The sequence below is a fragment of the Citrobacter sp. CK189 genome (assembly GCF_030333505.1).
GTDB classification, from domain to species: Bacteria; Pseudomonadota; Gammaproteobacteria; order Enterobacterales; family Enterobacteriaceae; genus Citrobacter_B; species Citrobacter_B koseri.
This window is the reverse complement of sequence record NZ_JAOWFV010000038.1, coordinates 263,487-285,715: the sequence shown is the minus strand read 5'-3', so window position 1 is coordinate 285,715 and position 22,229 is coordinate 263,487. Positions and strand designations below refer to the sequence as shown.

At 53.5% G+C, this 22,229-nt stretch carries 22 protein-coding genes and 1 pseudogene; 7 read left to right on the top strand and 16 right to left on the bottom strand.

Going from position 1 to position 22,229, the window contains the following annotated elements:
- Window positions 1-200: 200 nt before the first annotated feature.
- The 3 genes from ackA to yfcC all read left to right on the top strand — a co-directional run bounded on the left by ackA (window position 201) and on the right by yfcC (window position 5,367).
- The gene (ackA, locus tag OGV83_RS11320; RefSeq protein WP_012131481.1) at window positions 201-1,403 is read left to right on the top strand and encodes an acetate kinase; all 1,203 of its coding nucleotides are present in this window, start codon (window positions 201-203) and stop codon (window positions 1,401-1,403) included.
- A gap of 76 nt (window positions 1,404-1,479) precedes the next feature.
- On the top strand, window positions 1,480-3,624 hold the full coding sequence (gene pta, locus OGV83_RS11315) for a phosphate acetyltransferase (RefSeq protein WP_024130156.1): 2,145 nt from the start codon (window positions 1,480-1,482) through the stop codon (window positions 3,622-3,624).
- Between the two features lie 216 nt (window positions 3,625-3,840).
- Entirely contained in the window at window positions 3,841-5,367 is a 1,527-nt protein-coding gene (gene yfcC, locus OGV83_RS11310; protein ID WP_286463604.1) for a putative basic amino acid antiporter YfcC, read from the top strand.
- A gap of 283 nt (window positions 5,368-5,650) precedes the next feature.
- On the opposite strand, the gene OGV83_RS11305 is transcribed toward yfcC, so the two are convergent.
- The 5 genes from OGV83_RS11305 to OGV83_RS11285 form a co-directional block, all read right to left on the bottom strand.
- Complete coding sequence (locus OGV83_RS11305) at window positions 5,651-6,604, bottom strand: transketolase family protein (protein ID WP_047462336.1); 954 nt, start codon at window positions 6,602-6,604, stop codon at window positions 5,651-5,653.
- Complete coding sequence (locus tag OGV83_RS11300; protein WP_049008599.1) at window positions 6,597-7,427, bottom strand: transketolase; 831 nt, start codon at window positions 7,425-7,427, stop codon at window positions 6,597-6,599. Before OGV83_RS11300 ends, OGV83_RS11305 begins: the two co-directional genes overlap by 8 nt.
- Window positions 7,424-8,815, bottom strand: coding sequence for a PTS ascorbate transporter subunit IIC (locus OGV83_RS11295; protein WP_286463602.1), 1,392 nt, complete (start codon window positions 8,813-8,815; stop codon window positions 7,424-7,426). Before OGV83_RS11295 ends, OGV83_RS11300 begins: the two co-directional genes overlap by 4 nt.
- Window positions 8,816-8,837: 22 nt before the next feature.
- The gene (locus OGV83_RS11290) at window positions 8,838-9,110 is read right to left on the bottom strand and encodes a PTS sugar transporter subunit IIB (protein ID WP_024130155.1); all 273 of its coding nucleotides are present in this window, start codon (window positions 9,108-9,110) and stop codon (window positions 8,838-8,840) included.
- Window positions 9,111-9,192: 82 nt separating this feature from the next.
- The gene (locus OGV83_RS11285) at window positions 9,193-9,636 is read right to left on the bottom strand and encodes a PTS sugar transporter subunit IIA (RefSeq protein WP_134769200.1); all 444 of its coding nucleotides are present in this window, start codon (window positions 9,634-9,636) and stop codon (window positions 9,193-9,195) included.
- A gap of 251 nt (window positions 9,637-9,887) precedes the next feature.
- Here OGV83_RS11285 and OGV83_RS11280 point away from each other — a divergent pair, with 251 nt between their 5' ends.
- Complete coding sequence (locus tag OGV83_RS11280; RefSeq protein ID WP_012131471.1) at window positions 9,888-10,907, top strand: LacI family DNA-binding transcriptional regulator; 1,020 nt, start codon at window positions 9,888-9,890, stop codon at window positions 10,905-10,907.
- 5 nt (window positions 10,908-10,912) lie between these two features.
- Here OGV83_RS11280 and yfcD read toward each other — a convergent pair whose 3' ends face one another.
- The 3 genes from yfcD to yfcF are packed head-to-tail and all read right to left on the bottom strand — an operon-like array spanning window position 10,913 to window position 12,774.
- On the bottom strand, window positions 10,913-11,467 hold the full coding sequence (gene yfcD, locus OGV83_RS11275) for an NUDIX hydrolase YfcD (RefSeq protein ID WP_012131470.1): 555 nt from the start codon (window positions 11,465-11,467) through the stop codon (window positions 10,913-10,915).
- A 55-nt stretch (window positions 11,468-11,522) separates the two neighbouring features.
- Window positions 11,523-12,074: a phosphodiesterase gene (gene yfcE / locus OGV83_RS11270; protein WP_115614655.1), complete on the bottom strand. Its 552-nt coding sequence runs from the start codon at window positions 12,072-12,074 to the stop codon at window positions 11,523-11,525.
- Between the two features lie 55 nt (window positions 12,075-12,129).
- The gene (yfcF, locus tag OGV83_RS11265; RefSeq protein WP_047462323.1) at window positions 12,130-12,774 is read right to left on the bottom strand and encodes a glutathione transferase; all 645 of its coding nucleotides are present in this window, start codon (window positions 12,772-12,774) and stop codon (window positions 12,130-12,132) included.
- Window positions 12,775-12,970: 196 nt separating this feature from the next.
- On the opposite strand from yfcF, the gene folX reads away from it, so the two are divergent.
- From folX to OGV83_RS11250, 3 genes are all read left to right on the top strand, one after another.
- The gene (gene folX, locus OGV83_RS11260) at window positions 12,971-13,333 is read left to right on the top strand and encodes a dihydroneopterin triphosphate 2'-epimerase (protein WP_012131467.1); all 363 of its coding nucleotides are present in this window, start codon (window positions 12,971-12,973) and stop codon (window positions 13,331-13,333) included.
- A 19-nt stretch (window positions 13,334-13,352) separates the two neighbouring features.
- On the top strand, window positions 13,353-14,246 hold the full coding sequence (locus OGV83_RS11255) for a TIGR01777 family oxidoreductase (RefSeq protein WP_047462321.1): 894 nt from the start codon (window positions 13,353-13,355) through the stop codon (window positions 14,244-14,246).
- Between the two features lie 70 nt (window positions 14,247-14,316).
- A complete protein-coding gene (locus tag OGV83_RS11250) occupies window positions 14,317-14,829 on the top strand; it encodes a GNAT family N-acetyltransferase (protein WP_049008706.1) in 513 nt (170 codons plus the stop codon).
- 97 nt (window positions 14,830-14,926) lie between these two features.
- On the opposite strand, the gene hisP is transcribed toward OGV83_RS11250, so the two are convergent.
- The 8 genes and pseudogenes from hisP to cvpA form a co-directional block, all read right to left on the bottom strand.
- Complete coding sequence (hisP, locus tag OGV83_RS11245; protein WP_012131464.1) at window positions 14,927-15,700, bottom strand: histidine ABC transporter ATP-binding protein HisP; 774 nt, start codon at window positions 15,698-15,700, stop codon at window positions 14,927-14,929.
- Window positions 15,701-15,707: 7 nt separating this feature from the next.
- Window positions 15,708-16,424, bottom strand: coding sequence for a histidine ABC transporter permease HisM (gene hisM / locus OGV83_RS11240; RefSeq protein ID WP_012131463.1), 717 nt, complete (start codon window positions 16,422-16,424; stop codon window positions 15,708-15,710).
- Window positions 16,421-17,107: a histidine ABC transporter permease HisQ gene (locus tag OGV83_RS11235; protein ID WP_134769199.1), complete on the bottom strand. Its 687-nt coding sequence runs from the start codon at window positions 17,105-17,107 to the stop codon at window positions 16,421-16,423. The genes hisM and OGV83_RS11235 overlap by 4 nt, the downstream gene beginning before the upstream one ends.
- 185 nt (window positions 17,108-17,292) lie before the next feature.
- Entirely contained in the window at window positions 17,293-18,075 is a 783-nt protein-coding gene (gene hisJ / locus OGV83_RS11230; protein ID WP_012131461.1) for a histidine ABC transporter substrate-binding protein HisJ, read from the bottom strand.
- A gap of 247 nt (window positions 18,076-18,322) precedes the next feature.
- Window positions 18,323-19,105, bottom strand: coding sequence for a lysine/arginine/ornithine ABC transporter substrate-binding protein ArgT (gene argT / locus OGV83_RS11225; protein ID WP_012131460.1), 783 nt, complete (start codon window positions 19,103-19,105; stop codon window positions 18,323-18,325).
- 288 nt (window positions 19,106-19,393) lie between these two features.
- Window positions 19,394-19,969, bottom strand: a pseudogene (locus OGV83_RS11220) (UbiX family flavin prenyltransferase); the annotation flags it as partial.
- Window positions 19,970-20,060: 91 nt separating this feature from the next.
- The gene (gene purF, locus OGV83_RS11215) at window positions 20,061-21,578 is read right to left on the bottom strand and encodes an amidophosphoribosyltransferase (RefSeq protein ID WP_012131457.1); all 1,518 of its coding nucleotides are present in this window, start codon (window positions 21,576-21,578) and stop codon (window positions 20,061-20,063) included.
- 35 nt (window positions 21,579-21,613) lie between these two features.
- Window positions 21,614-22,102 carry a colicin V production protein gene (gene cvpA, locus OGV83_RS11210; protein ID WP_012131456.1) on the bottom strand — a complete coding sequence of 163 codons (489 nt, stop codon included), beginning with the start codon at window positions 22,100-22,102 and terminating at the stop codon, window positions 21,614-21,616.
- Window positions 22,103-22,229 lie beyond the last annotated feature (127 nt).

Below are 22,229 nucleotides of genomic sequence, written 5' to 3'. Positions count from 1 at the left end.
ATCATTGAGTCGTCAAATTTACATATAGTATGCCATTGGCTGAAAAATACGCAAAATGGCATAGACTCAAAGGTATTTCTTCCATCATGCCGAAAAAGATTATTGCGCATGATGTTAATCATAAACGTCAGCGTCATCATGCGTTACGCTCTATGGCTCACTGACGTTTTTTTAGCCACGTATCATAAATAGGTACTTCCATGTCGAGTAAGTTAGTACTGGTTCTGAACTGCGGTAGCTCCTCACTGAAATTTGCAATCATCGATGCAGCGAACGGTGAAGAATACCTTTCTGGTTTAGCCGAATGTTTCCATCTTCCTGAAGCACGTATCAAATGGAAAATGGACGGCAATAAACAAGAAGCGGCTTTAGGTGCAGGCGCCGCTCACAGTGAAGCGCTGAACTTTATTGTTAATACTATTCTGGCACAAAAACCAGAACTGTCTGCGCAGTTGACCGCAATTGGTCACCGTATCGTACACGGCGGCGAGAAGTATACCAGCTCCGTGGTCATTGATGACTCCGTTATCCAGGGCATCAAAGACGCTGCGCCGTTCGCTCCGCTGCACAACCCGGCTCACCTGATCGGGATTACTGAAGCGCTGAAATCCTTCCCGGAACTGAAAGAAAAGAACGTTGCCGTGTTCGACACCGCGTTCCATCAGACCATGCCGGAAGAGTCTTACCTGTATGCCCTGCCGTACAGCCTGTACAAAGAACACGGCGTACGTCGTTACGGTTTCCACGGCACCAGCCACTACTATGTGACTCAGGAAGCCGCAAAAATGCTGAACAAGCCGGTTGAAGAACTGAACATCATCACCTGCCATCTGGGCAACGGTGGTTCCGTTTCTGCAATCCGCAACGGCCAGTGCGTTGACACCTCTATGGGTCTGACCCCGCTGGAAGGTCTGGTGATGGGCACCCGTACCGGTGACATCGACCCGGCAATCATCTTCTTCCTGCATGACAACCTGGGCATGAACATCGATCAGATCAACAAAATGCTGACCAAAGAATCAGGTCTGTTGGGTCTGACCGAAGTCACCAGCGACTGCCGTTATGTTGAAGACAACTACACCGCTAAAGAAGATGCAAAACGTGCGATGGACGTATACTGCCACCGTCTGGCGAAATACATCGGCTCTTACACCGCGCTGATGGAAGGTCGTCTGGACGCAGTGGTCTTCACTGGCGGTATCGGTGAAAACGCGGCGATGGTGCGTGAGCTGTCTCTGGGCAAACTGGGCGTGCTGGGCTTTGAAGTCGATCACGAACGTAACCTGGCTGCCCGTTTCGGCAAATCTGGTTTCATCAACAAAGAAGGTACCCGTCCTGCGGTGGTTATCCCAACCAACGAAGAACTGGTTATCGCGCAAGACGCGAGCCGTCTGACTGCCTGATTTTACACCGCCAGCCTAGCTGGCGGTGCTGTTTTGTAACCCGCCTGAAACCGGCGGTAACGAAAGAGGATAAACCGTGTCCCGTATTATTATGCTGATCCCTACCGGAACCAGCGTCGGCCTGACCAGCGTCAGCCTTGGCGTCATCCGTGCTATGGAACGCAAAGGCGTTCGTCTGAGTGTCTTTAAGCCAATCGCTCAACCGCGCGCGGGTGGCAATGCGCCAGACCAGACTACCGCTATCGTTCGTGCAAACTCGTCTGTCCCGGCGGCTGAACCGCTGAAGATGAGCCACGTTGAATCTCTGCTGTCCAGCAATCAGAAAGATGTGCTGATGGAAGAGATCATCGCGAACTATCACGCGAACACCAAAGATGCGGAAGTGGTGCTGGTTGAAGGCCTGGTTCCGACGCGTAAACACCAGTTCGCTCAGTCTCTGAACTACGAAATCGCGAAAACGCTGAATGCGGAAATCGTCTTCGTGATGTCTCAGGGCACCGACACCCCGGAACAACTGAATGAGCGTATCGAACTGACTCGCAGCAGCTTCGGCGGCGCGAAAAACACCAACATCACCGGCGTTATTGTTAACAAACTGAACGCACCGGTTGATGAGCAGGGCCGTACCCGCCCGGATCTGTCTGAGATTTTCGACGACTCTTCCAAAGCGAAAGTGGTGAAAGTCGATCCGGCTAAACTCCAGGAATCCAGCCCGCTGCCGGTTCTGGGCGCGGTGCCGTGGAGCTTCGATCTGATTGCAACCCGTGCGATCGACATGGCGCGTCACCTGAACGCTACCGTTGTGAACGAAGGCGATATCAACACCCGTCGCGTGAAGTCTGTCACGTTCTGCGCGCGCAGCATTCCGCACATGCTGGAGCACTTCCGTGCGGGTTCTCTGCTGGTGACTTCTGCTGACCGTCCTGACGTACTGGTTGCGGCTTGCCTGGCGGCAATGAACGGCGTGGAAATCGGCGCTCTGCTGCTGACCGGCGGCTACGAAATGGACGCGCGCATCTCTAAACTGTGCGAACGTGCTTTCGCAACCGGCCTGCCGGTATTCATGGTGAACACCAACACCTGGCAGACCTCTCTGAGCCTACAGAGCTTCAACCTGGAAGTTCCGGTTGATGACCATGAGCGTATCGAAAAAGTTCAGGAATACGTTGCTAACTACATCAACGCTGACTGGATTGAATCCCTGACCGCGACCTCTGAGCGCAGCCGTCGTCTGTCTCCGCCTGCATTCCGCTACCAGCTGACCGAGCTGGCGCGTAAAGCCGGTAAACGCGTCGTTCTGCCGGAAGGCGACGAACCGCGTACCGTTAAAGCGGCAGCCATCTGTGCTGAACGTGGCATCGCGACTTGCGTCCTGCTGGGTAACCCGGAAGAGATCAACCGCGTTGCCGCCTCTCAGGGCGTAGAACTGGGCGCAGGCATTGAAATCGTCGACCCGGAAGTGGTTCGCGAAAGCTATGTCGCTCGTCTGGTTGAGCTGCGTAAGAGCAAAGGCATGACCGAAACCGTCGCCCGCGAGCAGCTGGAAGACAACGTGGTTCTCGGTACGCTGATGCTGGAACAGGATGAAGTTGACGGTCTGGTTTCCGGTGCGGTTCACACCACGGCAAACACCATTCGTCCGCCGCTACAGCTGATCAAAACAGCACCAGGCAGCTCTCTGGTCTCTTCCGTGTTCTTCATGCTGCTGCCGGAACAGGTTTACGTTTACGGCGACTGTGCGATCAACCCGGACCCGACGGCAGAACAGCTGGCTGAAATCGCCATCCAGTCTGCGGAATCCGCAATTGCCTTCGGCATCGAACCGCGCGTTGCGATGCTATCCTACTCCACCGGCACCTCTGGCGCAGGCAGCGACGTAGAGAAAGTGCGTGAAGCGACCCGTCTGGCGCAGGAAAAACGTCCTGACCTGATGATCGACGGCCCGCTGCAATACGACGCCGCAGTCATGGCTGATGTTGCGAAATCCAAAGCGCCGAACTCTCCGGTTGCAGGTCGCGCGACCGTGTTCATCTTCCCGGATCTGAACACCGGTAACACCACCTACAAAGCGGTACAGCGTTCTGCCGACCTGATCTCCATCGGGCCGATGCTACAGGGTATGCGCAAGCCGGTGAACGACCTGTCCCGTGGCGCGCTGGTAGATGATATCGTCTACACCATCGCTCTGACCGCGATTCAGTCTTCACAGCAACAGCAGTAATCTGCTTTGTGTGCCGGATAGCGACGCTAAGGCGTCCTTATCCGGCCAGCACTTCATACCTAAGGTCTGGAAATAGCGATTATTTCCAGATTTTTTATGCCCGCCGAACCGGCATGAACGAAATCCTATTTTCCTGCTTAGCTGCGCTGTATCAATGAATAACTATTCCTCTGTTCGCATAATTATCTCTTTGCCTTGCAACAGGGATAGTGTGTTATGTCCGCAGTAACAGAATCGCAATCGCGGTCTGCCAAAAAATGGGCGATGCCCGATACGCTGGTGATTATTTTTTTCGTCGCCATTCTGACCAGTCTTGCCACCTGGGTTGTTCCCGTCGGAATGTTCGACAGCCAGGAGGTGCAGTATCAGGTTGACGGGCAGACGAAAACCCGCAAAGTGGTCGATCCCCACTCTTTTCGTATTCTCACCAACGAAGCCGGTGAAGCGCAGTATCACCGCGTCCAGCTCTTTACAACCGGCGATGAAAGACCCGGCTTAATGAATTTCCCGTTCGAAGGATTAACCTCCGGTTCTAAATTCGGCACGGCTGTCGGCATCATCATGTTTATGCTGGTGATCGGCGGCGCGTTCGGCATCGTCATGCGCACAGGCACCATTGATAACGGTATTCTGGCTCTGATACGCCATACGCGCGGCAATGAGGTGCTGTTTATCCCGGTGCTGTTCATCCTCTTCTCACTGGGCGGCGCGGTTTTTGGTATGGGGGAAGAGGCCGTCGCCTTTGCGATTATTATCGCGCCGCTGATGGTACGCCTGGGCTATGACAGCATTACCACCGTACTGGTCACCTATATCGCTACCCAGATTGGTTTTGCCAGTTCATGGATGAACCCGTTTTGCGTCGTGGTCGCGCAGGGGATTGCGGGCGTACCGGTCCTTTCCGGCTCTGGCTTGCGCATTGTTGTGTGGTTCGTTTCCACACTGATTGGTCTTCTTTTTACCCTGACCTATGCCGCGCGGGTGAAAAAGAATCCCCATCTGTCGCGCGTCCATGAATCCGATCGCTATTTTCGTGAGAAGCAGGACGAAATCGCCCAACGTCCTTTCACCGCTGGCGACTGGCTGGTGCTGATTGTGCTGACCGGGGTGATGATTTGGGTTATCTGGGGAGTGATTGTTCACGCGTGGTTTATTCCTGAGATTGCCAGCCAGTTCTTCACGATGGGCGTGGTCATTGGCATCATTGGGGTTATTTTCCGTCTCAACGGTATGACGGTGAACATCATGGCCTCCTCGTTCACCGAAGGCGCCAGAATGATGATTGCCCCGGCCCTGCTGGTCGGCTTCGCCAAAGGTATTTTATTGCTCGTGGGCAACGGCGAGGCGGGCGACGCCAGCGTGTTAAATACCCTGTTGAACAGTATTGCTCACGGTATTAGCGGTCTGAACAACGCTGTCGCTGCATGGTTTATGCTGCTGTTTCAGGCCGTATTCAATTTCTTTGTTACCTCCGGTTCCGGTCAGGCGGCGTTAACGATGCCGCTTCTGGCTCCGTTAGGCGATCTGGTAGGCGTAAATCGTCAGGTTACGGTACTGGCCTTCCAGTTTGGCGATGGCTTCAGCCACATCATCTATCCAACGTCCGCATCGTTAATGGCGACATTAGGCGTGTGCCGGGTCGATTTTCGCAACTGGCTGAAGGTTGGCGCGACGCTGCTGGGATTGCTGTTTATCATGTCCAGCGTGGTGGTTATCGGCGCGCAGTTGATGGGATACCATTGATCACAAATGCCGGATGGCGACGCTGGCGCGTCTTATCCGGCCTACGAGTCAGGTTATTGTAGGCCGGATAAGCGGTAGCGCCATCCGGCAACAACACATCGTTATTACAGCAGCGTTTTCGCCGCTTCCACAATGGCCTCTGCGGTCAAACCATACTCCTTCTGCAAGAAATCCTGCGTCCCGACCTGACCATAACGTTAACTAGTGCGTCTTATCCGGCCTACGAGTCAGGTTATTGTAGGCCGGATAAGCGGCAGCGCCATCCGGCAACAATACATCGTTATTACAGCAGCGTTTTCGCCGCTTCCACAATAGCCTCTGCGGTCAAACCATACTCCTTCTGCAAGAAATCCTGCGTTCCGACCTGACCATAACGCTCTTTAACGCCGACGCGGCGCATGGGCACCGGGCACGTTTCAACCAGCACTTCAGCCACGGCCGACCCAAGTCCATTATGAATGCTGTGGTTTTCACAGGTGACGATTCGCCCGGTTTTCTCCGCGTAATTTTTCACCAGCATGCGGTCGATAGGCTTGAGGGTAAACATATCGATAACCGCCGCGTTCACGCCATCCTGCTCCAGCTGGCGCGCCGCCTCCAGCGCCTCGGCAACCATAATGCCGTTGGCAATCAGCGTGATATCACTGCCTTCACGCAGAACATTCCCTTTACCGATGGTGAACGTCGATCCCGGCGCATAAATGCTCGGGGCCTGTTTGCGGATGGTTCGAACCCAGTAAAAACCCTCAAGATCGATAAGCTGGCGCAAAATATCCTTAAACATGACGGCATCGGTCACTTCCAGCACGACCGAATGCGCCAGCCCGCGCACAATGCCCATATCTTCAAAAGACATATGGGTGCCGCCGTTATGGCAGGCAGTCACGCCGGCATCCGACGCGATCACCTTGACGTTGTTGCGCTGGTAATCAAGCGACATAAACAGCTGATCAAAACAGCGACGGCTGGCAAAGGCGGTGAAGGTATGGACAAACGGTTTGCGTCCGGTGAGCGATAGCCCTGCCGCAGTGCCGATCACATTGGCTTCCATAATGCCGCAGTTGATCACATGCTGAGGATAATCCCTCGCAACACCGTCCATCGCCATAGAACTCATGAGATCCGCTTCAAGTGCGATAATCTGGCTTCCGGCCTCTATCTGCTCCGCCACAAATCCGGCGTACACTTTACGCATTTCCATGCTCTCTTTTTGTCCCGCGGGTGCAACCTTAATCATGCGCGGCCTCCAGTTGGCGAATCGTCTCGTTAAGCGCCTTTTTCATCTCATCGGTCAGACGCAGGTGGTGGGAGTTGCTTAATTGCTCCAGGTAGGGCACGCCCTGTCCTTTAATACTGTCGAGGATCACCACGCGCGGACGGGCATCCGCCGCCGGAACCGGCTGAACGACCTCCAGCAGCCGGGCAATGTCATCGCCTTTCACGGTGACAACATCAAAACCGAAAGCGCGGAATTTCCCTTCCAGATCGAACGGGCAAATAATCTCATCCAGTTCGCCGTCCAGCTGCTGCTTGTTCCAGTCGATAAACACCGTCAGGTTGTTCAGGCGATGATGGGCGATAAACTGAAACGCTTCCCAGCACTGCCCTTCATTCAGCTCGCCGTCGCCGACGATACAAAATACCCGATTCGGGCGCCCGGCAAGTTTGTGCGACAGCGCCATCCCCCCGGCAATCGAGATCCCCTGCCCCAGTGAACCGGTCGTCGCATCCACGCCGCGCGTTTTTAACCTGTCTGGATGGCTCGGCAGACGGGTGCCGTTCTGATTAAGCGTGTTCAGTTCTTCTGTCGGAAAGTAACCTTTAATCGCCAGCGTGCTGTAGAGCGCCGGGCCAGCATGACCTTTAGACAGCACAAAGTAATCGCGCTCCGGCCAGTCGGGGTCGGCCGGGTCAATCTTCATCACCGCGCCGTACAGCACCGCCAGCGTCTCCACTACCGACATGCTGCCACCGTAGTGGCCAAAGCCAAGCTGCGTCAATGACTTAAGAGTGGCAACGCGAATATCGCGCGCCAGTTGAGTAACTTCATTCACATTCATAATTTGGCTCCGGTATTCTCCTGCGTGCTACCCCCCGCAGATTTGTTTTTCGCAAACACGTTGTACGCCACCAGCAGCACGAACAACGCCACAACAAGCCCTGTGATGGCAAGCGGCGACAGGTAGCGCGCCAGATTGCCCAGCACAATCCCCACTGCGCCGAAATCAGCGTCTGAGAAGGTCGTATTCGCAAAGCCGATCGCCCCCAGCACGGGCAGCAGCAGAACGGGCAGGAAGGTGATCAACAGACCGTTGGCAAATGCGCCGATCATCGCGCCGCGCCGCCCGCCAGTAGCATTACCAAATACACCAGCCGTCGCACCGGTAAAGAAGTGCGGCACCACGCCCGGCAGGATCAGCACCAGCTTCATCTGTCCGAGCAGGAACAGACCGACCAGGCCGCCAAGGAAGCTAAACAGGAAGCCAATCAGCACCGCGTTAGGCGCATACGGATAGACGACCGGGCAGTCCAGCGCCGGGCGGGCGTTCGGCACCAGTTTTTCTGAGAATCCGGTAAAGGCCGGTACGATTTCCGCCAGAATCAGACGTACGCCCTGTAGGATGATGAACACGCCCGCCGCAAAGGTGATCGCCATAATGATGGCGTAGACCAGGTAGTTCTGACCGCCGCTGAAGGTGCTCTCGACATATTCACGCCCCGCGCTTACCGCCATGATCAGATAGATAATCATCATGGTCAGAGAGATAGAGATCGAACTGTCGCGCAGGAAGCTTAAGTTTTTAGGCAGGTTCATCTCTTCGGTAGAGCGGGAACCTTTACCACAAAGGCTGCCGATCCAGCCGGACAGCACATAACCCAGCGTGCCGAAGTGACCAAACGCGATATCATCAGTGCCGGTGATACGCTTCATATAGCGCTGCGCCAGCGCCGGGAAAAAGGCCATCACCAGCCCCAGAATCAGCGATCCGGTAAAGACGAGACCAACGCCGTCAAAACCGGCAACCGTCAGGATTACGCCGATCATACAGGCCATATAAAACGTATGGTGTCCTGTCAGAAAGATGTATTTCAGACGGGTAAAACGGGCGACCACAATATTCGCCACCATGCCAAAGGCCATGATCAGCGCCGTAGACGCCCCGTATTTTTCCAGCGCAATGGAAACAATCGCTTCGTTATTTGGAATAATCCCCTGGATATTAAATGCATGTTCAAACATTCCGCCGAGTGGATTTAAAGACCCGACCAGTACCGTTGCGCCGCCGCCCAGTACAATAAAACCTAAAATAGTTTTAATCGTGCCTTTCACCACATCGGAAAACGCTTTTTTCTGCGCGACAAGGCCAATTAAGGCAATTAACCCCACCAGCACCGAGGGCACTTTTAAGATATCAACAACAAAATTCAGCGTTTCAAGGATAAACATATCCGCCTCGCTTGCAATAAGGTTATTGTTTGGCGAACCAGGCGCGCAGCTGCGCTTCAAGTTCATTAATATCGATAATGTTATTAATCACCACCAGCTGGCTTTCCGGCACGCTGGCGCTGGCGGCAATATCTTTCGCCATGACAAACAGATCCGCAGCGCCAGGCGTCGCCGAGGAGAGATCGGAATGCTCAACATCGGCATCAATTTCAAGCTTCCTGAGCACTTTTTTAATATTCATTTCGACCATAAAACTACTGCCCAGGCCAGAACCGCAAATAGCCATAATTTTCATTATCATCACCTTCTTTTAAGTAGAGTACGCCCGCATCACGCAGGCGCGTAATGTGTCAGGTAATTCGGAATGCGTAATTAAATTAGAAACGTGCGATTATTGTTTTTATTTCCTCCAGCGACTTCGCCTGATGTAATTTATCCATATCGTCATCGCTGGAAAATAACTCTGCCAGCGCCGAAATCATTTCAATATGGCTGTGTTTGTCGGGTGCCGCGAGCATCACGATGATATCCACCGGATCGAACTCGCCCGCCCCAAATGAGACCCCCTGCTCCAGCTTTAACAACGACAAGCCTAATCCCTTTGCTCCCTCTTCCGGTCGCGCATGCGGCATCGCCAGACCCGGCGCCAGAACGTAATACGCGCCCAGCTTATGATGCTGCTCAACAATCGCCGTCAGATATTCAGGTGTGATAACGCCAGCATCCAGCAGCGGTCTGGCGCATATTTCCAGCGCCTGCGGCCAGTTTTCCACCCTCGCCTGCCGCATGATGGTTGCATCCGTTAGCCAGTGATTGAGCACATATCCTCCTCGCGTGATTGCCAGATATGAGCAAACTTTATTCAAGCGCTGAAACCTTATCTGTGATCATATTCACAAAGATAGCGCTATCAAAAGTTATCAATCAGATATGTGATAGCGCTATCAAAATACAATCAACGCGTGAAATCACAGCCTTAAACCGGATTTAAGGCGTATACTGCTATTCCCGTGAAGCGATGAATGACAATAAAAAAAACATCTCAATACGTTGTAATTGCGCAGGAATCTGTATGTCTATAACTCGAAAACGGCGTAGTACTGGTAAGGTGACCATCGCCGATGTTGCTCAGCTTGCCGGTGTCGGCACCATGACCGTGTCCCGTGCGTTACGCACGCCTGAGCAAGTTTCCGATAAACTCCGGGAAAAAATCGAAGCCGCAGTGAATGAACTCGGTTACATGCCTAATCTTGCCGCAAGCGCGCTGGCTTCCGCCTCGTCACGGACCATCGCGATGGTCGTCCCGAACCTCACGGAAGCCGGTTGTTCAGAAATGTTTGCCGGACTTCAGCAAGTTTTACAGCCTGCGGGATACCAGATTATGCTGGCGGAGTCCCTTCACCATCTCGAACAGGAAGAGAAACTGCTGGAGACGCTGCTGGCCTCCAACATCGCCGCCGCCATCTTACTCAGCGTCGAGCACAGCGACACGGTGCGTCACTGGTTAAAAAACGCGTCGATTCCGGTGATGGAAATTGGCGCCATTCGTACCGATCCGATTGATATGAATATCGGTATTGATAACGTCGCGGCAATGTACGAACTGACCGAAATGCTCATTCAGCGCGGTTATCAGAATATTGGCCTGCTTTGCGCCAATCAGGAGCAGTGGATCTTTCAACAGCATTTGCAGGGCTGGTACAAGGCGATGTTGCGCCACCATATGTCGCCCAATCGCGTGATTAACGCCGCCCTGCCGCCAAACTTTTCCACCGGCGCCTCACAGCTTCCCGAATTTATTCTGGCGTGGCCCGAGCTGGACGCGCTGGTGTGCGTATCCGATGAGCTGGCTTGCGGTGCGTTATATGAGTGTCAGCGCAGACGGATCAAAGTCCCTGACGATCTGGCGGTGGTAGGATTCGGCGACAGCGATGTGAGCCGGGTTTGTCAGCCGCCGTTAACGACAATGGCCGTACCGCATCGTAAGATAGGACTTGAAGCCGGACGCGCGCTGCTGGAACGTCTGAAGGATGGCAACTGGAGCGATCGGAAACAGATCGCCTCCAGTTTATGCCTGCGGGATAGCTGTTAGAGACCTTATTCCGTCTCTTCTTGCTTCTCTTGCTTTGCCGATTCATTGTTGGCATTGCGGGTCATCCACAACGCCAGCGCTTTCAATGAGTCCGGGGTGAACTCATCGCAACGCGCCGTAATTTCTTCCGGCGTCAGCCAGCAGACTTCGCTGATCTCTTCTTCCTGAAGCGCGAATGGCCCATGAGAAACGCAGCTAAATAATCCGCCCCAGACACGGCAATTATCATCTTCAAAATAGAACTGACCGTGCTCAGCAAACGGCACGCCTGCGATACCCAGTTCTTCTTCCGCTTCACGTCGTGCAGACTCCAGCAGTTGCTCATCGGCCTGCACCACCCCACCTGCGGTGGCATCTAACATGCCGGGCAAAAAGTCTTTTGTCTCAGTACGGCGTTGAACCAGAATTTTGCCCATACCATCATGCACGACGATATACGTTGCACGATGACGTAAGCGCTGCGCTCGCATTTGCTCCCGGCTGGATTGCGCAATGACTTCGTTCTCTTCATTCACAATATCCACCCATTCAGTACTTGCCAAACGACGCTGTTCCACCATCAGGAAACCTTCTTTTTCTGGCGCTCTTACGGCGCATTTACAATTGTGGGGTAAATTACGGATTAATCGCGACCTGCGCAATGATACTTTGATCATTGAGTGCGATTACGCTCAAAACATTATCATCCAGAATGCCGTAGCTTGCTGCAAACCCACCTTTCGGGATGCTGACTGAGCCTGGATTAAAGTGATACAGCTCGCCGCGTTTTTCAGCGACCGGCAGATGAGTATGCCCATAAGCAAGAACGTCGCCCGCATTTAACGCGGGTACATTATCCGTCCCGAACAGGTGTCCGTGGGTCAGGAAGATGCGCCGGTTTTCCAGCAGCACTTGCTGCCACGGCGCGGTTATCGGGAAATGGAGCAGCATCTGATCCACTTCGCTGTCACAGTTTCCCCGTACCGCAATAATACGCGCCGCCTGCTCGTTCAGGCGTTCTGCCACCTGCGCCGGTGCGTAGCCTTCCGGCAGCGCGTTACGCGGCCCGTGATAAAGCACATCACCCAGTATCACCAGCCATTGCGCGCCACTTTGCGCAAACCGTTCAAGTACGCGCTCTGTCGCAGGTAACGAACCATGAATGTCCGATGCAAACATCAGTTTCATCACTCACTCCTCGTCATAAAAAACCGCTCTATGATACTGGATTATACGCGGATTATCAGCCGGAACGCTTTGCGGAAAGCGCAATAAAACGTTGAACGGAGGCGCGCTGCCACTGGAATGCTGCATATTCCGCCAGTGCCTCAGGAATCTCGTCGCCATTCAGTACGAGGCGGTTAAGCATGAGCGCCAAATCGGTATCCGCAATACACCATTCGCCAAATAAATTCGGCTTACCGTGAGCGAGCAAACCACTGGCCGTCGCCACCAGTTTTGCCGCGCTCTCTTTCCCCGCTTCGCTTAACGGGCCTTTCCTGGCCGCCGCAAAGACCACATCCGTCGAACGTTCCTCGCGAATGGGCATTAAATCACTGCGTAACCACGCCTGAATCTGGCGCGCGCGGGCGCGTTTTTGCAGATCGTGCGGGTAGATGCGCTCCCACTGCGGCGGCGCAAAGCGATCTTCCAGATACTCGGTAATCGCCGACGACTCGCTAAGCTCGAAGCCATCGATTTCCAGCACCGGGACGCGGCGCGTTAACGCGTAGCCCTGCCATGAGGGCTGCAAATGCTCGCCGCTGCTCAGGTCAACGGTTTTGAGGCTAAAAGGCAGTCCTTTCTCCTGCAAGGCAACATAAACGGATAAGACGTAAGGAGAGAAAAAGTTAGCGTCTGACCAAAGCGTAATCTCGGGTTTGCTCATAATGTCCTCTTCGTTCTTTGGGCTTTCTCTCAAAATATAGAGTCTTTCGCATACTGTCACCTGATGAAAACTCATACTGAGCCCGGCAACAGAACGCGCAAGACTGCGGCCTTAGCAGAAGCCTGAGAGTCAGAGCGAATAACGCGGCCGGGTTCTCGTGTATCATGCAAAGGTTCAACCATGGAGGACGCCTGCAATGTCACAACCTGACGCTATTATTCGTATAAAAAACCTTCGTCTGCGCACGTTTATCGGTATCAAAGAGGAAGAGATCCTCAACCGCCAGGATATCGTTATTAACGTTGCCATTCACTATCCGGCGGAAAAAGCCCGCGTAAGCGAGGACATCAACGACGCGCTGAATTACCGCACCATCACAAAAAACATTATTCAGCATGTGGAGAGCAACCGATTCTCGCTGTTAGAAAAATTAACTCAGGATGTGCTCGACATCGCACGCGAACATCACTGGGTCACTTATGCTGAAGTAGAGATCGACAAACTTCATGCGCTGCGTTATGCCGATTCCGTCTCCATGACGCTCAGCTGGCGACGTTAAGCGCTATCCGGGAGGAAACATGCAGATTCTGATTACCGGCGGTACTGGCCTGATAGGACGCCACCTGATTCCCCGTCTGCTGGAGCTGGGGCATCAGGTGACGGTCGTCACACGGAGTCCCGATAAGGCGCGTCAGCTTCTCGACTCCCGGGTTGCGCTGTGGAAAGGGCTGGAGGACAGGCAAAACCTCAACGACATAGACGCCGTGGTCAACCTTGCTGGCGAGCCTATCGCCGACAAACGCTGGACCGCGCAGCAAAAAGAGCGTTTGTGTCAAAGCCGCTGGTCCATCACGCAAAAGCTGGCGGATTTGATCAACGCCAGCGAGACGCCCCCGGCCGCGTTAATTTCCGGGTCTGCCGCAGGCTATTACGGCGATCTGGGCGAAGTTGTCGTAACGGAAGAAGAACCGCCGCATAACGAATTTACCCATAAGTTATGCGCGCGTTGGGAGCAGATTGCCTGTAGCGCGCAAAGTGATAAAACGCGCGTTTGTCTGCTACGCACCGGCGTCGTCCTGGCGCCGGAAGGCGGCATTCTGGCCAAAATGATCCCGCCGTTTCGCCTGGGGCTGGGAGGGCCAATTGGCAATGGGCGTCAGTATCTGGCCTGGATCCATATCGATGATATGGTAAACGGTATTCTCTGGCTGCTGGATAACGACCTGCGCGGCCCGTTCAATATGGTCTCGCCTTATCCGGTTCGTAATGAACAGTTCGCCCATGCGCTGGGCCATGCGCTGAACCGCCCCGCAATCCTGCGCGTTCCCGCGACCGTCATCCGCCTGTTAATGGGGGAATCATCGGTACTGGTGCTGGGCGGACAGCGCGCATTGCCAAAAAGACTGGAGGCGGCGGGGTTTTCATTTCGCTGGTACGATTTAGAAGAAGCGCTGGCCGATGTGATCCGTTAAACCATTCACCTGGTCACTGTAGCCATTCCGGTGGTAAGGTAGTATGCCTGACTTCTGGAATGGCGATTTTATGGCGATAATAACCACCTCCCGATTGACCCTCTCCCTTTTTCAACCTACTGACTGGTCCTTTTTTCTCGCACTGCGTGAAAACCCTGAAATCATGCGTTATATGGCTGATATCACGCCGGAAAAAGACACTCGCCTGCTGTTCGCCCGTCGCCTCGTCTCAAAGCATACCTTCGTCATCCGCCTGCATAACAGCGATAAGCCTTTGGGCGACATTGGCTTACAAATTAGCCACCATTATCCGCAGGAAGCCGATATCGGCTATACGGTGCTCCCGGAAGCGCAAGGGAGAGGGATCGCCACAGAAGCCTTATATGCCGTCTGCGATTACGCCTTTACGCATACCAGCGTGAAAGCGATAAACGCCTATGTGCTGGCAGAGAATCACGCGTCTGTGCGCGTGCTGGAAAAGCGTGGTTTTACGCGGACTCAGGTGCTGGAAAACGCCTATGAGGTGAACGGCATCCGGTATGACGAATGGGTATACCGTCTGGAAAGCGAGATGGGGCGATAATCGCCGGATGGCGGCGATGCCTTATCCGGCCTACGTGTCGGCCCGGTAAGCACAGCGCCACCGGGCAAAATTGTTTCTCTGAGCGACGGATAAACCGCTACTTCAGCGAGCCTTTCAGGAACTGTTGCAAACGCGGGCTTTGCGGGTTGCCGAATACCTGCTCTGGATCGCCTTCTTCTTCGATTTTCCCCTGATGCAGGAAAATCACATGGGTGGAAACATGGCGGGCAAACCCCATTTCATGCGTCACCACCACCATCGTTTTCCCCTCTTCCGCTAACTGCTGCATGATACGCAAGACTTCGCCTACCAGTTCGGGGTCAAGCGCCGATGTCGGCTCATCAAACAGCAGCACCTCAGGTTCCATCGCCAACGCGCGGGCAATTGAGACGCGCTGCTGCTGACCACCGGAGAGGTGTACCGGGTATTTTCCCTGCGCACGTTCATCAATACCGACTTTCGCCAGGTATTTCACCGCACGCTCGCGCGCTTCATGTTTGCTTAATCCCAGCACCTGAATCGGCGCTTCCATAACGTTCTCCAGCACCGTCATGTGGCTCCAGAGATTGAAGTGCTGAAATACCATCGTCAGGCGCGTACGCAGCAACCGCAGCTGGTTTTTATCGGCGACCTTGAGCTGACCGTCGTTATCACGCACCAGGGAAATATTCTGGCCGCTCACCACAATCGACCCTTCGCTCGGTTTTTCGAGGAAGTTAATACAGCGCAGAAAGGTACTCTTACCGGAGCCAGACGATCCGATAATACTGATCACATCTCCGGCGTTAGCCTGTAGCGATACCCCTTTCAGCACCTCATGTTCGCCGTAGCGCTTGTGCAAATCGATAACGTTTAATTTATTCTCAGACATCGTATTCTCAGTGCGTTGAAGAAGGTTTCACGTGCTGGAGCCAGCGCTTTTCCGCTTTACGGAACAGGCTAATCAGGACATACGAAATAATCAAATACAGCACAGCGGCAATGCCGAATGCGGTAAACGGTTGATAGGTTGCCGAGTTAATATCACGGGCGATTTTCAGCAAATCCGGCACCGTCGCGGTAAACGCCAGCGCGGTTGAGTGCAGCATCAGGATCACTTCGTTACTGTATGCTGGCAGCGCGATACGCAGCGCGGAAGGTAAAATAATACAGCGATACATTTTGAACGATGAGAAGCCATACGCCCGCGCCGCTTCAATTTCCCCGTGCGGTACTGAACGGATGGCGCCAGCGAAAATCTCCGTGGTATAGGCGCAGGTATTCAGCGTCAACGCCAGAACGGTACAGTTAAGACCGCTACGGAAAAACGCGTTGAGGAGATCGGTTCCTTTCACGATCTCCAGCGTGTACATCCCGGAATAGAACACCAGCAGTTGCACATACAGCGGCGTACCGCGAAAAACATAGGTAAACAACCAGATGGGGAACTGGATAAATTTGTTGCTGGAAACGCGGCCAATCGCCAAAAACAGCGCCAGAATGCCGCCCATCACCACCGAGGAGATCAGCAACCACAGCGTAATGGCCACGCCGGTAAAGCGATAACCATCGCTCCAGAGCAGGGATTTCCAGTACTCCTGAATAATCTCGATCACAGGTCAGCCCTCTTCACACCCACGGAGTAGCGGCGCTCGAGGAACAGCAGCACACCATTGGAAACCGTTGTAAATACCAGATAAATCAGCCCGCACACTACGGCGAAATAGAATGGCTCCCAGGTGCTCTTGCCGGCCAGCTGCGTGGCTTTGACCACATCTTCCAGCCCGAGCAGCGAAACCAGCGCCGTCGCTTTGAGGATAACCTGCCAGTTATTACCAATCCCCGGTAAGGCGTAGCGCATCATCGCCGGGAACATAATCCGCCGGAATATTTGCGAACCGGTGAAACCGAATGCCGTCGCCGCTTCAATATGCCCTTTGGGCACCGCCATAAACGCGCCACGGAAGGTTTCCGTAAAGTACGCGCCATAGATAAAACCCAGGGTGATAATACCGGCGACCATCGGATCAATATCAATCTGCCCTATTCCCACCGCGTCGGTCACCGCATTGAGCGCGATTTGCAACCCGTAGAAAATCAGCAGCATTAAAACCAGATCCGGCACCCCGCGAATCAGGGTGGTATAGCCTTCGAAAATAAGTCCCGTCACCCGGTTTTGCGAAAGTTTCGCGCCCGCGCCGACAAGACCGATCAGCACGGCCAGCACAACTGAGCTGAGGGCCAGCTCAAGCGTGACAAGCGCGCCCTGAAAAATAACACCTGAAAACCCGTACAACATGCTGCCTGTCCTGTCGTGTGTGGTGAGTAAGACGCCTCTTTTGATCTCAGTCGAGCCGTTAAATGCCGGATGGCGGCTTTGCCTTATCCGACCTACAAAATCTCTGTAGGCCTGATAAGCGCAGCGCCATCAGGCATAAAATCAGCGCGTCAAAAATCTGCGGGCGTTATCTGCACCAGCGGCGATTAACCGCCGTAAACATCAAAATCAAAGTACTTTTTCGCCAGCTTCTCGTAAGTACCGTCAGCACGCATTTCCGCAAATGCTTTGTTCAGGGCTTCGCGCAGTTCGTTATCCTCTTTGCGCAGCCCCATACCCGTACCCACACCGAACAGTTTCTCGTCTTTCACCGACGGGCCGCCGAATTTGTAATCTTTGCCTACAGGCTGCTTCAGGAAGCCTTCGCTGGCTGCGACTTCATCCTGGAAAGCGGCATCGATACGCCCTGCCGTCAGGTCGGAATAGATATTGTCCTGACCCTGGTAAGAGACGATTTCAATGCCTTTCGGCGCCCAGTGCTCATTACCAAACGTTTCCTGCGTGGTGCCCTGCAATACGCCAACACGCTTGCCTTTCAGGGACTCAACGGTCGGCTGAATATCAGAATCTTTGGCGACGACCAGGCGAGAGTCTGCTGCATAGAACTTGTCGGTAAACGCGATTTCCTGCTGACGCTTTTCGGTGATGGAAAGCGAGGACATGATGGCATCGATTTTCTTCGCTTTTAACGACGGGATCAGCGCATCCAGCGGGTTTTCCACGAAGGTACATTGTGTATTAATGCGTTTGCACAGCTCTTTGGCCAGATCGATATCAAAACCGACCAATTCACCCTGTGCATTTTTCGATTCAAAAGGGGCATAAGTCGGATCGGTACCGATACGAACTTTTTGCGGAATGGCTGCAAATGCTGCGGTAGCACTGGAGAAAGCCAGGACCAGAGAAAGAGACAACACCAGTTTTTTCATAACTATCCTCAACAGACTGTCTTTTATAGGGGATCTTTACAGGACCAGGTGCAGTTATCGTGCCATTAATCGGGCCGACAAGGCAAAGCATTCTACCCTGTCAGCCGGTTTATTTTGCATGAAAAGCGCTTAAGTATGCATTCATGCTCATTTTGACAGCGACAAGCGCACCATGATGGTGCAAATCTCTCATCACGCACCGTGATGGTTAACCAAAACGGTGCGCAACACTCCCCGCAGCAACCTGTCAGTCGCCGTAAACGTTAAAGTCAAAGTACTTTTTCGCCATCTTGTCGTAGGTGCCGTCAGCACGCAGATCGCTCAGCGCTTTATCAAACGCCGCTTTCAGCTCGGTATCGTCTTTACGCAAGCCAACCCCGGTGCCGTCGCCAAAGTACTTTTTATCTTTCACGGAAGGACCGGCAAACGCATAGTCCTTGCCCGCAGGCTGTTTGAGGAACCCTTCGCTGGCCGCAACTTCATCCTGCAATGCAGCATCAAGACGGCCCGCCGTCAGGTCGGAATAGATGAGATCCTGGTTCGCGTAGGCCACAACATCCACGCCTTTGCTGCGCCAGTTATCATTCGCATAGGCTTCCTGAGTGGAGCCTTGCAATACGCCAACGTGCTTGCCCTTCAGCGAGTCAATCGTCGGCTGGACAGATGAGCCTTTCGCGGCAATCAGGCGCGAGTCGGCGGCATACAGTTTGTCGGAGAAGGCAATCTCCTGCTGGCGTTTCTCGGTAATGGAGAGCGATGAAATGATGGCATCGATTTTCTTCGCTTTCAGGGAAGGAATCAGCGCGTCAAAATCGCTACCGACCCAGGTGCATTTGATCTGCATACGCTTGCACATCTCATTGCCCAGATCGATATCAAAACCGACAAAATCCCCTTTGGCATCTTTCGATGAGAAAGGCGCATATGTCGCGTCTGTACCAATACGAACCGTCTGCGGTAGCGCTGCGTAGCTGGCCGCCGTTGCGGAAAGTCCTACCAGCAAAGACAAAGCGAGAACTGTCTTCTTCATACATAACCCTCAAGTGGCGTAATTTTATTATGTTTTGCATTGTGTTGTGTGTTTGCAGACTTTTTCATGCAGGTCTTATGCCATTTTCACGTCGGCGTCCCTATTTGACGTTAAATATGTTAATAAAACGTTGCAATATTGTCCTGATGTTGAAGATAGCAGGTATGACGGTTGAACCGCAGCGTTTCGGTCGCTTTTAGCGAATTAAATGTTGAGGATATGATCGCGGTTACAAAATTGCCCTGAAACAGGGCAATTTGTGCAAAAACGCACTGTGAACGGGCAGCGTTATGCGCCCTGCCAACGGGTGAAAAGATCGTGCGGCAACGTGATATCAAACTGATCCAGAACACGATTAACCGTCTGATTAATCACATCATCCAGCGTTTGCGGGCAATGATAAAACGCGGGAACCGGTGGCATAATAACGGCGCCAATTTCAGCCGCCTGAGTCATGAGGCGCAGGTGTCCTAAATGCAGCGGCGTTTCCCGCACGCACAACACCAGCGGGCGGCGTTCTTTCAGGACAACATCCGCCGCACGGGTGAGAAGTCCGTCAGTATAGCTGTGCACAATACCGGAGAGCGTTTTGATCGAGCACGGTAAAATCACCATCCCCGCCGTCTGAAAGGAGCCAGAAGAGATACTGGCGGCAATATCGCGCGCATCATGGGTGACATCGGCCAGAGCCTGCACCTCCCGCAAGGAAAATTCAGTTTCCAGCGCAAGCGTCTGACGCGCAGCCGGACTCATCACCAGGTGGGTCTCCACATCCGCCACGTCACGCAGAACCTGCAACAAGCGCACGCCATAAATCGCGCCGCTGGCGCCGCTAATCCCTACAATGAGTCGTTTCATGATTTTTGCCCTTTCTTGCGTCTGGGCTGACTTTGCAGGATTTTACGGGGCGTTGCAAGCAAGGGCACGGATTGCGCGCCCTTGCCGGGAGGAGAGATTAACCTTCGTTATGCATTTCCAGGTTTTCCACTTCGTTCTGACGCTGCATCGCTTTGACGTCGTCATTACGCAGGGAATCCAGATAATCGAGATACTGCTGGTCAACGTCTTTCGTGACATACACGCCGTTAAAGACCGAACATTCAAACTGCTGAATATCCGGGTTCTCAGCGCGAACAGCTTCAATCAGATCGTCCAGATCCTGGAAGATAAGCCCATCAGCGCCGATGATCTGGCGAATTTCATCCACTTCACGACCGTGAGCAATCAGCTCATTTGCCGTTGGCATATCGATACCGTAAACGTTCGGGAAGCGAATTTCCGGCGCCGCAGAAGCCAGATAGACCTTCTTCGCGCCGGCTTCACGGGCCATCTCAATAATCTGTTCAGAGGTGGTGCCGCGCACGATGGAGTCATCCACCAGAAGGACGTTCTTATCGCGGAATTCAGCGCGGTTGGCGTTCAGCTTGCGACGCACAGACTTACGGCGCAACTGCTGGCCCGGCATGATAAACGTCCGGCCAACGTAACGGTTTTTCACAAAGCCCTGGCGGTACGGTTTACCCAGAATGCGGGCGATTTCCAGCGCGATATCGCAGGAGGTTTCTGGAATCGGGATCACCACGTCGATATCCAAATCTTCCCATTCACGGGCAATTTTTTCGCCCAGCTTCGTCCCCATATTCACGCGGGCGCTGTAGACGGAAATTTTATCGATGAACGAGTCCGGGCGCGCAAAGTAGACGTATTCGAACAGGCACGGATTGCTGACCGGGTTATCCGCGCACTGGCGGGTAAACAACTGGCCTTTTTCGGTGATGTACACCGCTTCGCCCGGCGCCACATCGCGCAGGAATTCGAAGCCCAGCGTATCAAGCGCCACGCTTTCGGACGCAACCATATATTCAGTGCGGCCATCGCCAATGTCGCGCTTGCCCAGCACCAGCGGGCGGATGCCGTTCGGATCGCGGAAAGCCACCATACCGTGCCCGATAATCATCGCCACGCAGGCATACGCGCCGCGAATCTGGCGGTTGGTCGCGGCAATGGCGGCAAAAATGTTATCGGCTTCCAGCGGGTAATGACGGAAGTTATCCAGCTCGCTGGCAAAAATATTGAGCAGGATTTCAGAATCTGACGTGGTGTTGATGTGACGACGTTTTTCTTCAAACAGCTTTTTACGCAGCTCATGCGCGTTGGTCAGGTTGCCGTTATGAGCAAGCGTGATGCCATACGGCGAGTTGACGTAAAAAGGTTGAGCTTCGGAGGCGCTGGAGCTGCCAGCCGTTGGGTAACGCACATGCCCGATGCCCATATTGCCCTGCATACGCTGCATATGGCGAGCTTCAAAAACATCGCTCACCAGTCCGTTTGCCTTACGCAAGCGGAAGCAGTTGTTGGCATCAATGGTGATGATGCCAGCGGCATCCTGACCACGATGCTGGAGCACCGTTAACGCGTCATAAATCGACTGGTTTACCGGCATAACACCGGCGATACCGACAATACCGCACATACGTCTTTTCCTCGTTAAGCCACATCTCAGAACCGTTACGTTCTGGGCAAGAAACTTGACGAGCTTTGCAGATAGTCAAAGAACCATCTGATGATGAAACTGAACTGCGGGATAAGCTGCGACTTGCTCCAGTCTTCGCTTTTCGACAGGCCGGTAAACGTATCGAGAAAGAACAGAATGGCGGCGACGATTAACGCTCCTCGCAGCGCGCCAAAACAGATCCCCAACACCCTGTCAGTACCCGACAGGCCGGTTTTCTCCACCAGCTGACCTATCACAAAGTTCACGATAGCGCCGACGATAAGCGTCGCGATAAACAGTATCGCGATAGCAATCCCATTTCGAACCAGTTCGTCTTCAAAGCCCGTAAACCAGACAGACAGGTAAGTGTAGTAATGGCTGGCGACAAAGAAAGCACAACCCCATGTCACCAACGATAACGCTTCACGAACAAAGCCACGGATCAGGCTAACCAGACAGGAAAAACCAATCACCGCGATAATGGCGTAATCAATCCAGACCATATGTGTCCCACGATTTTACGCCCTGTCGTCCTGTTCGGGGCGCATTCTAACAGAAAAAGAAAACGTTTGCGTAGGGATTTCCTTCCCGTGCGTAAATAAAAATGGCGCTGAAAAAATATTCAACGCC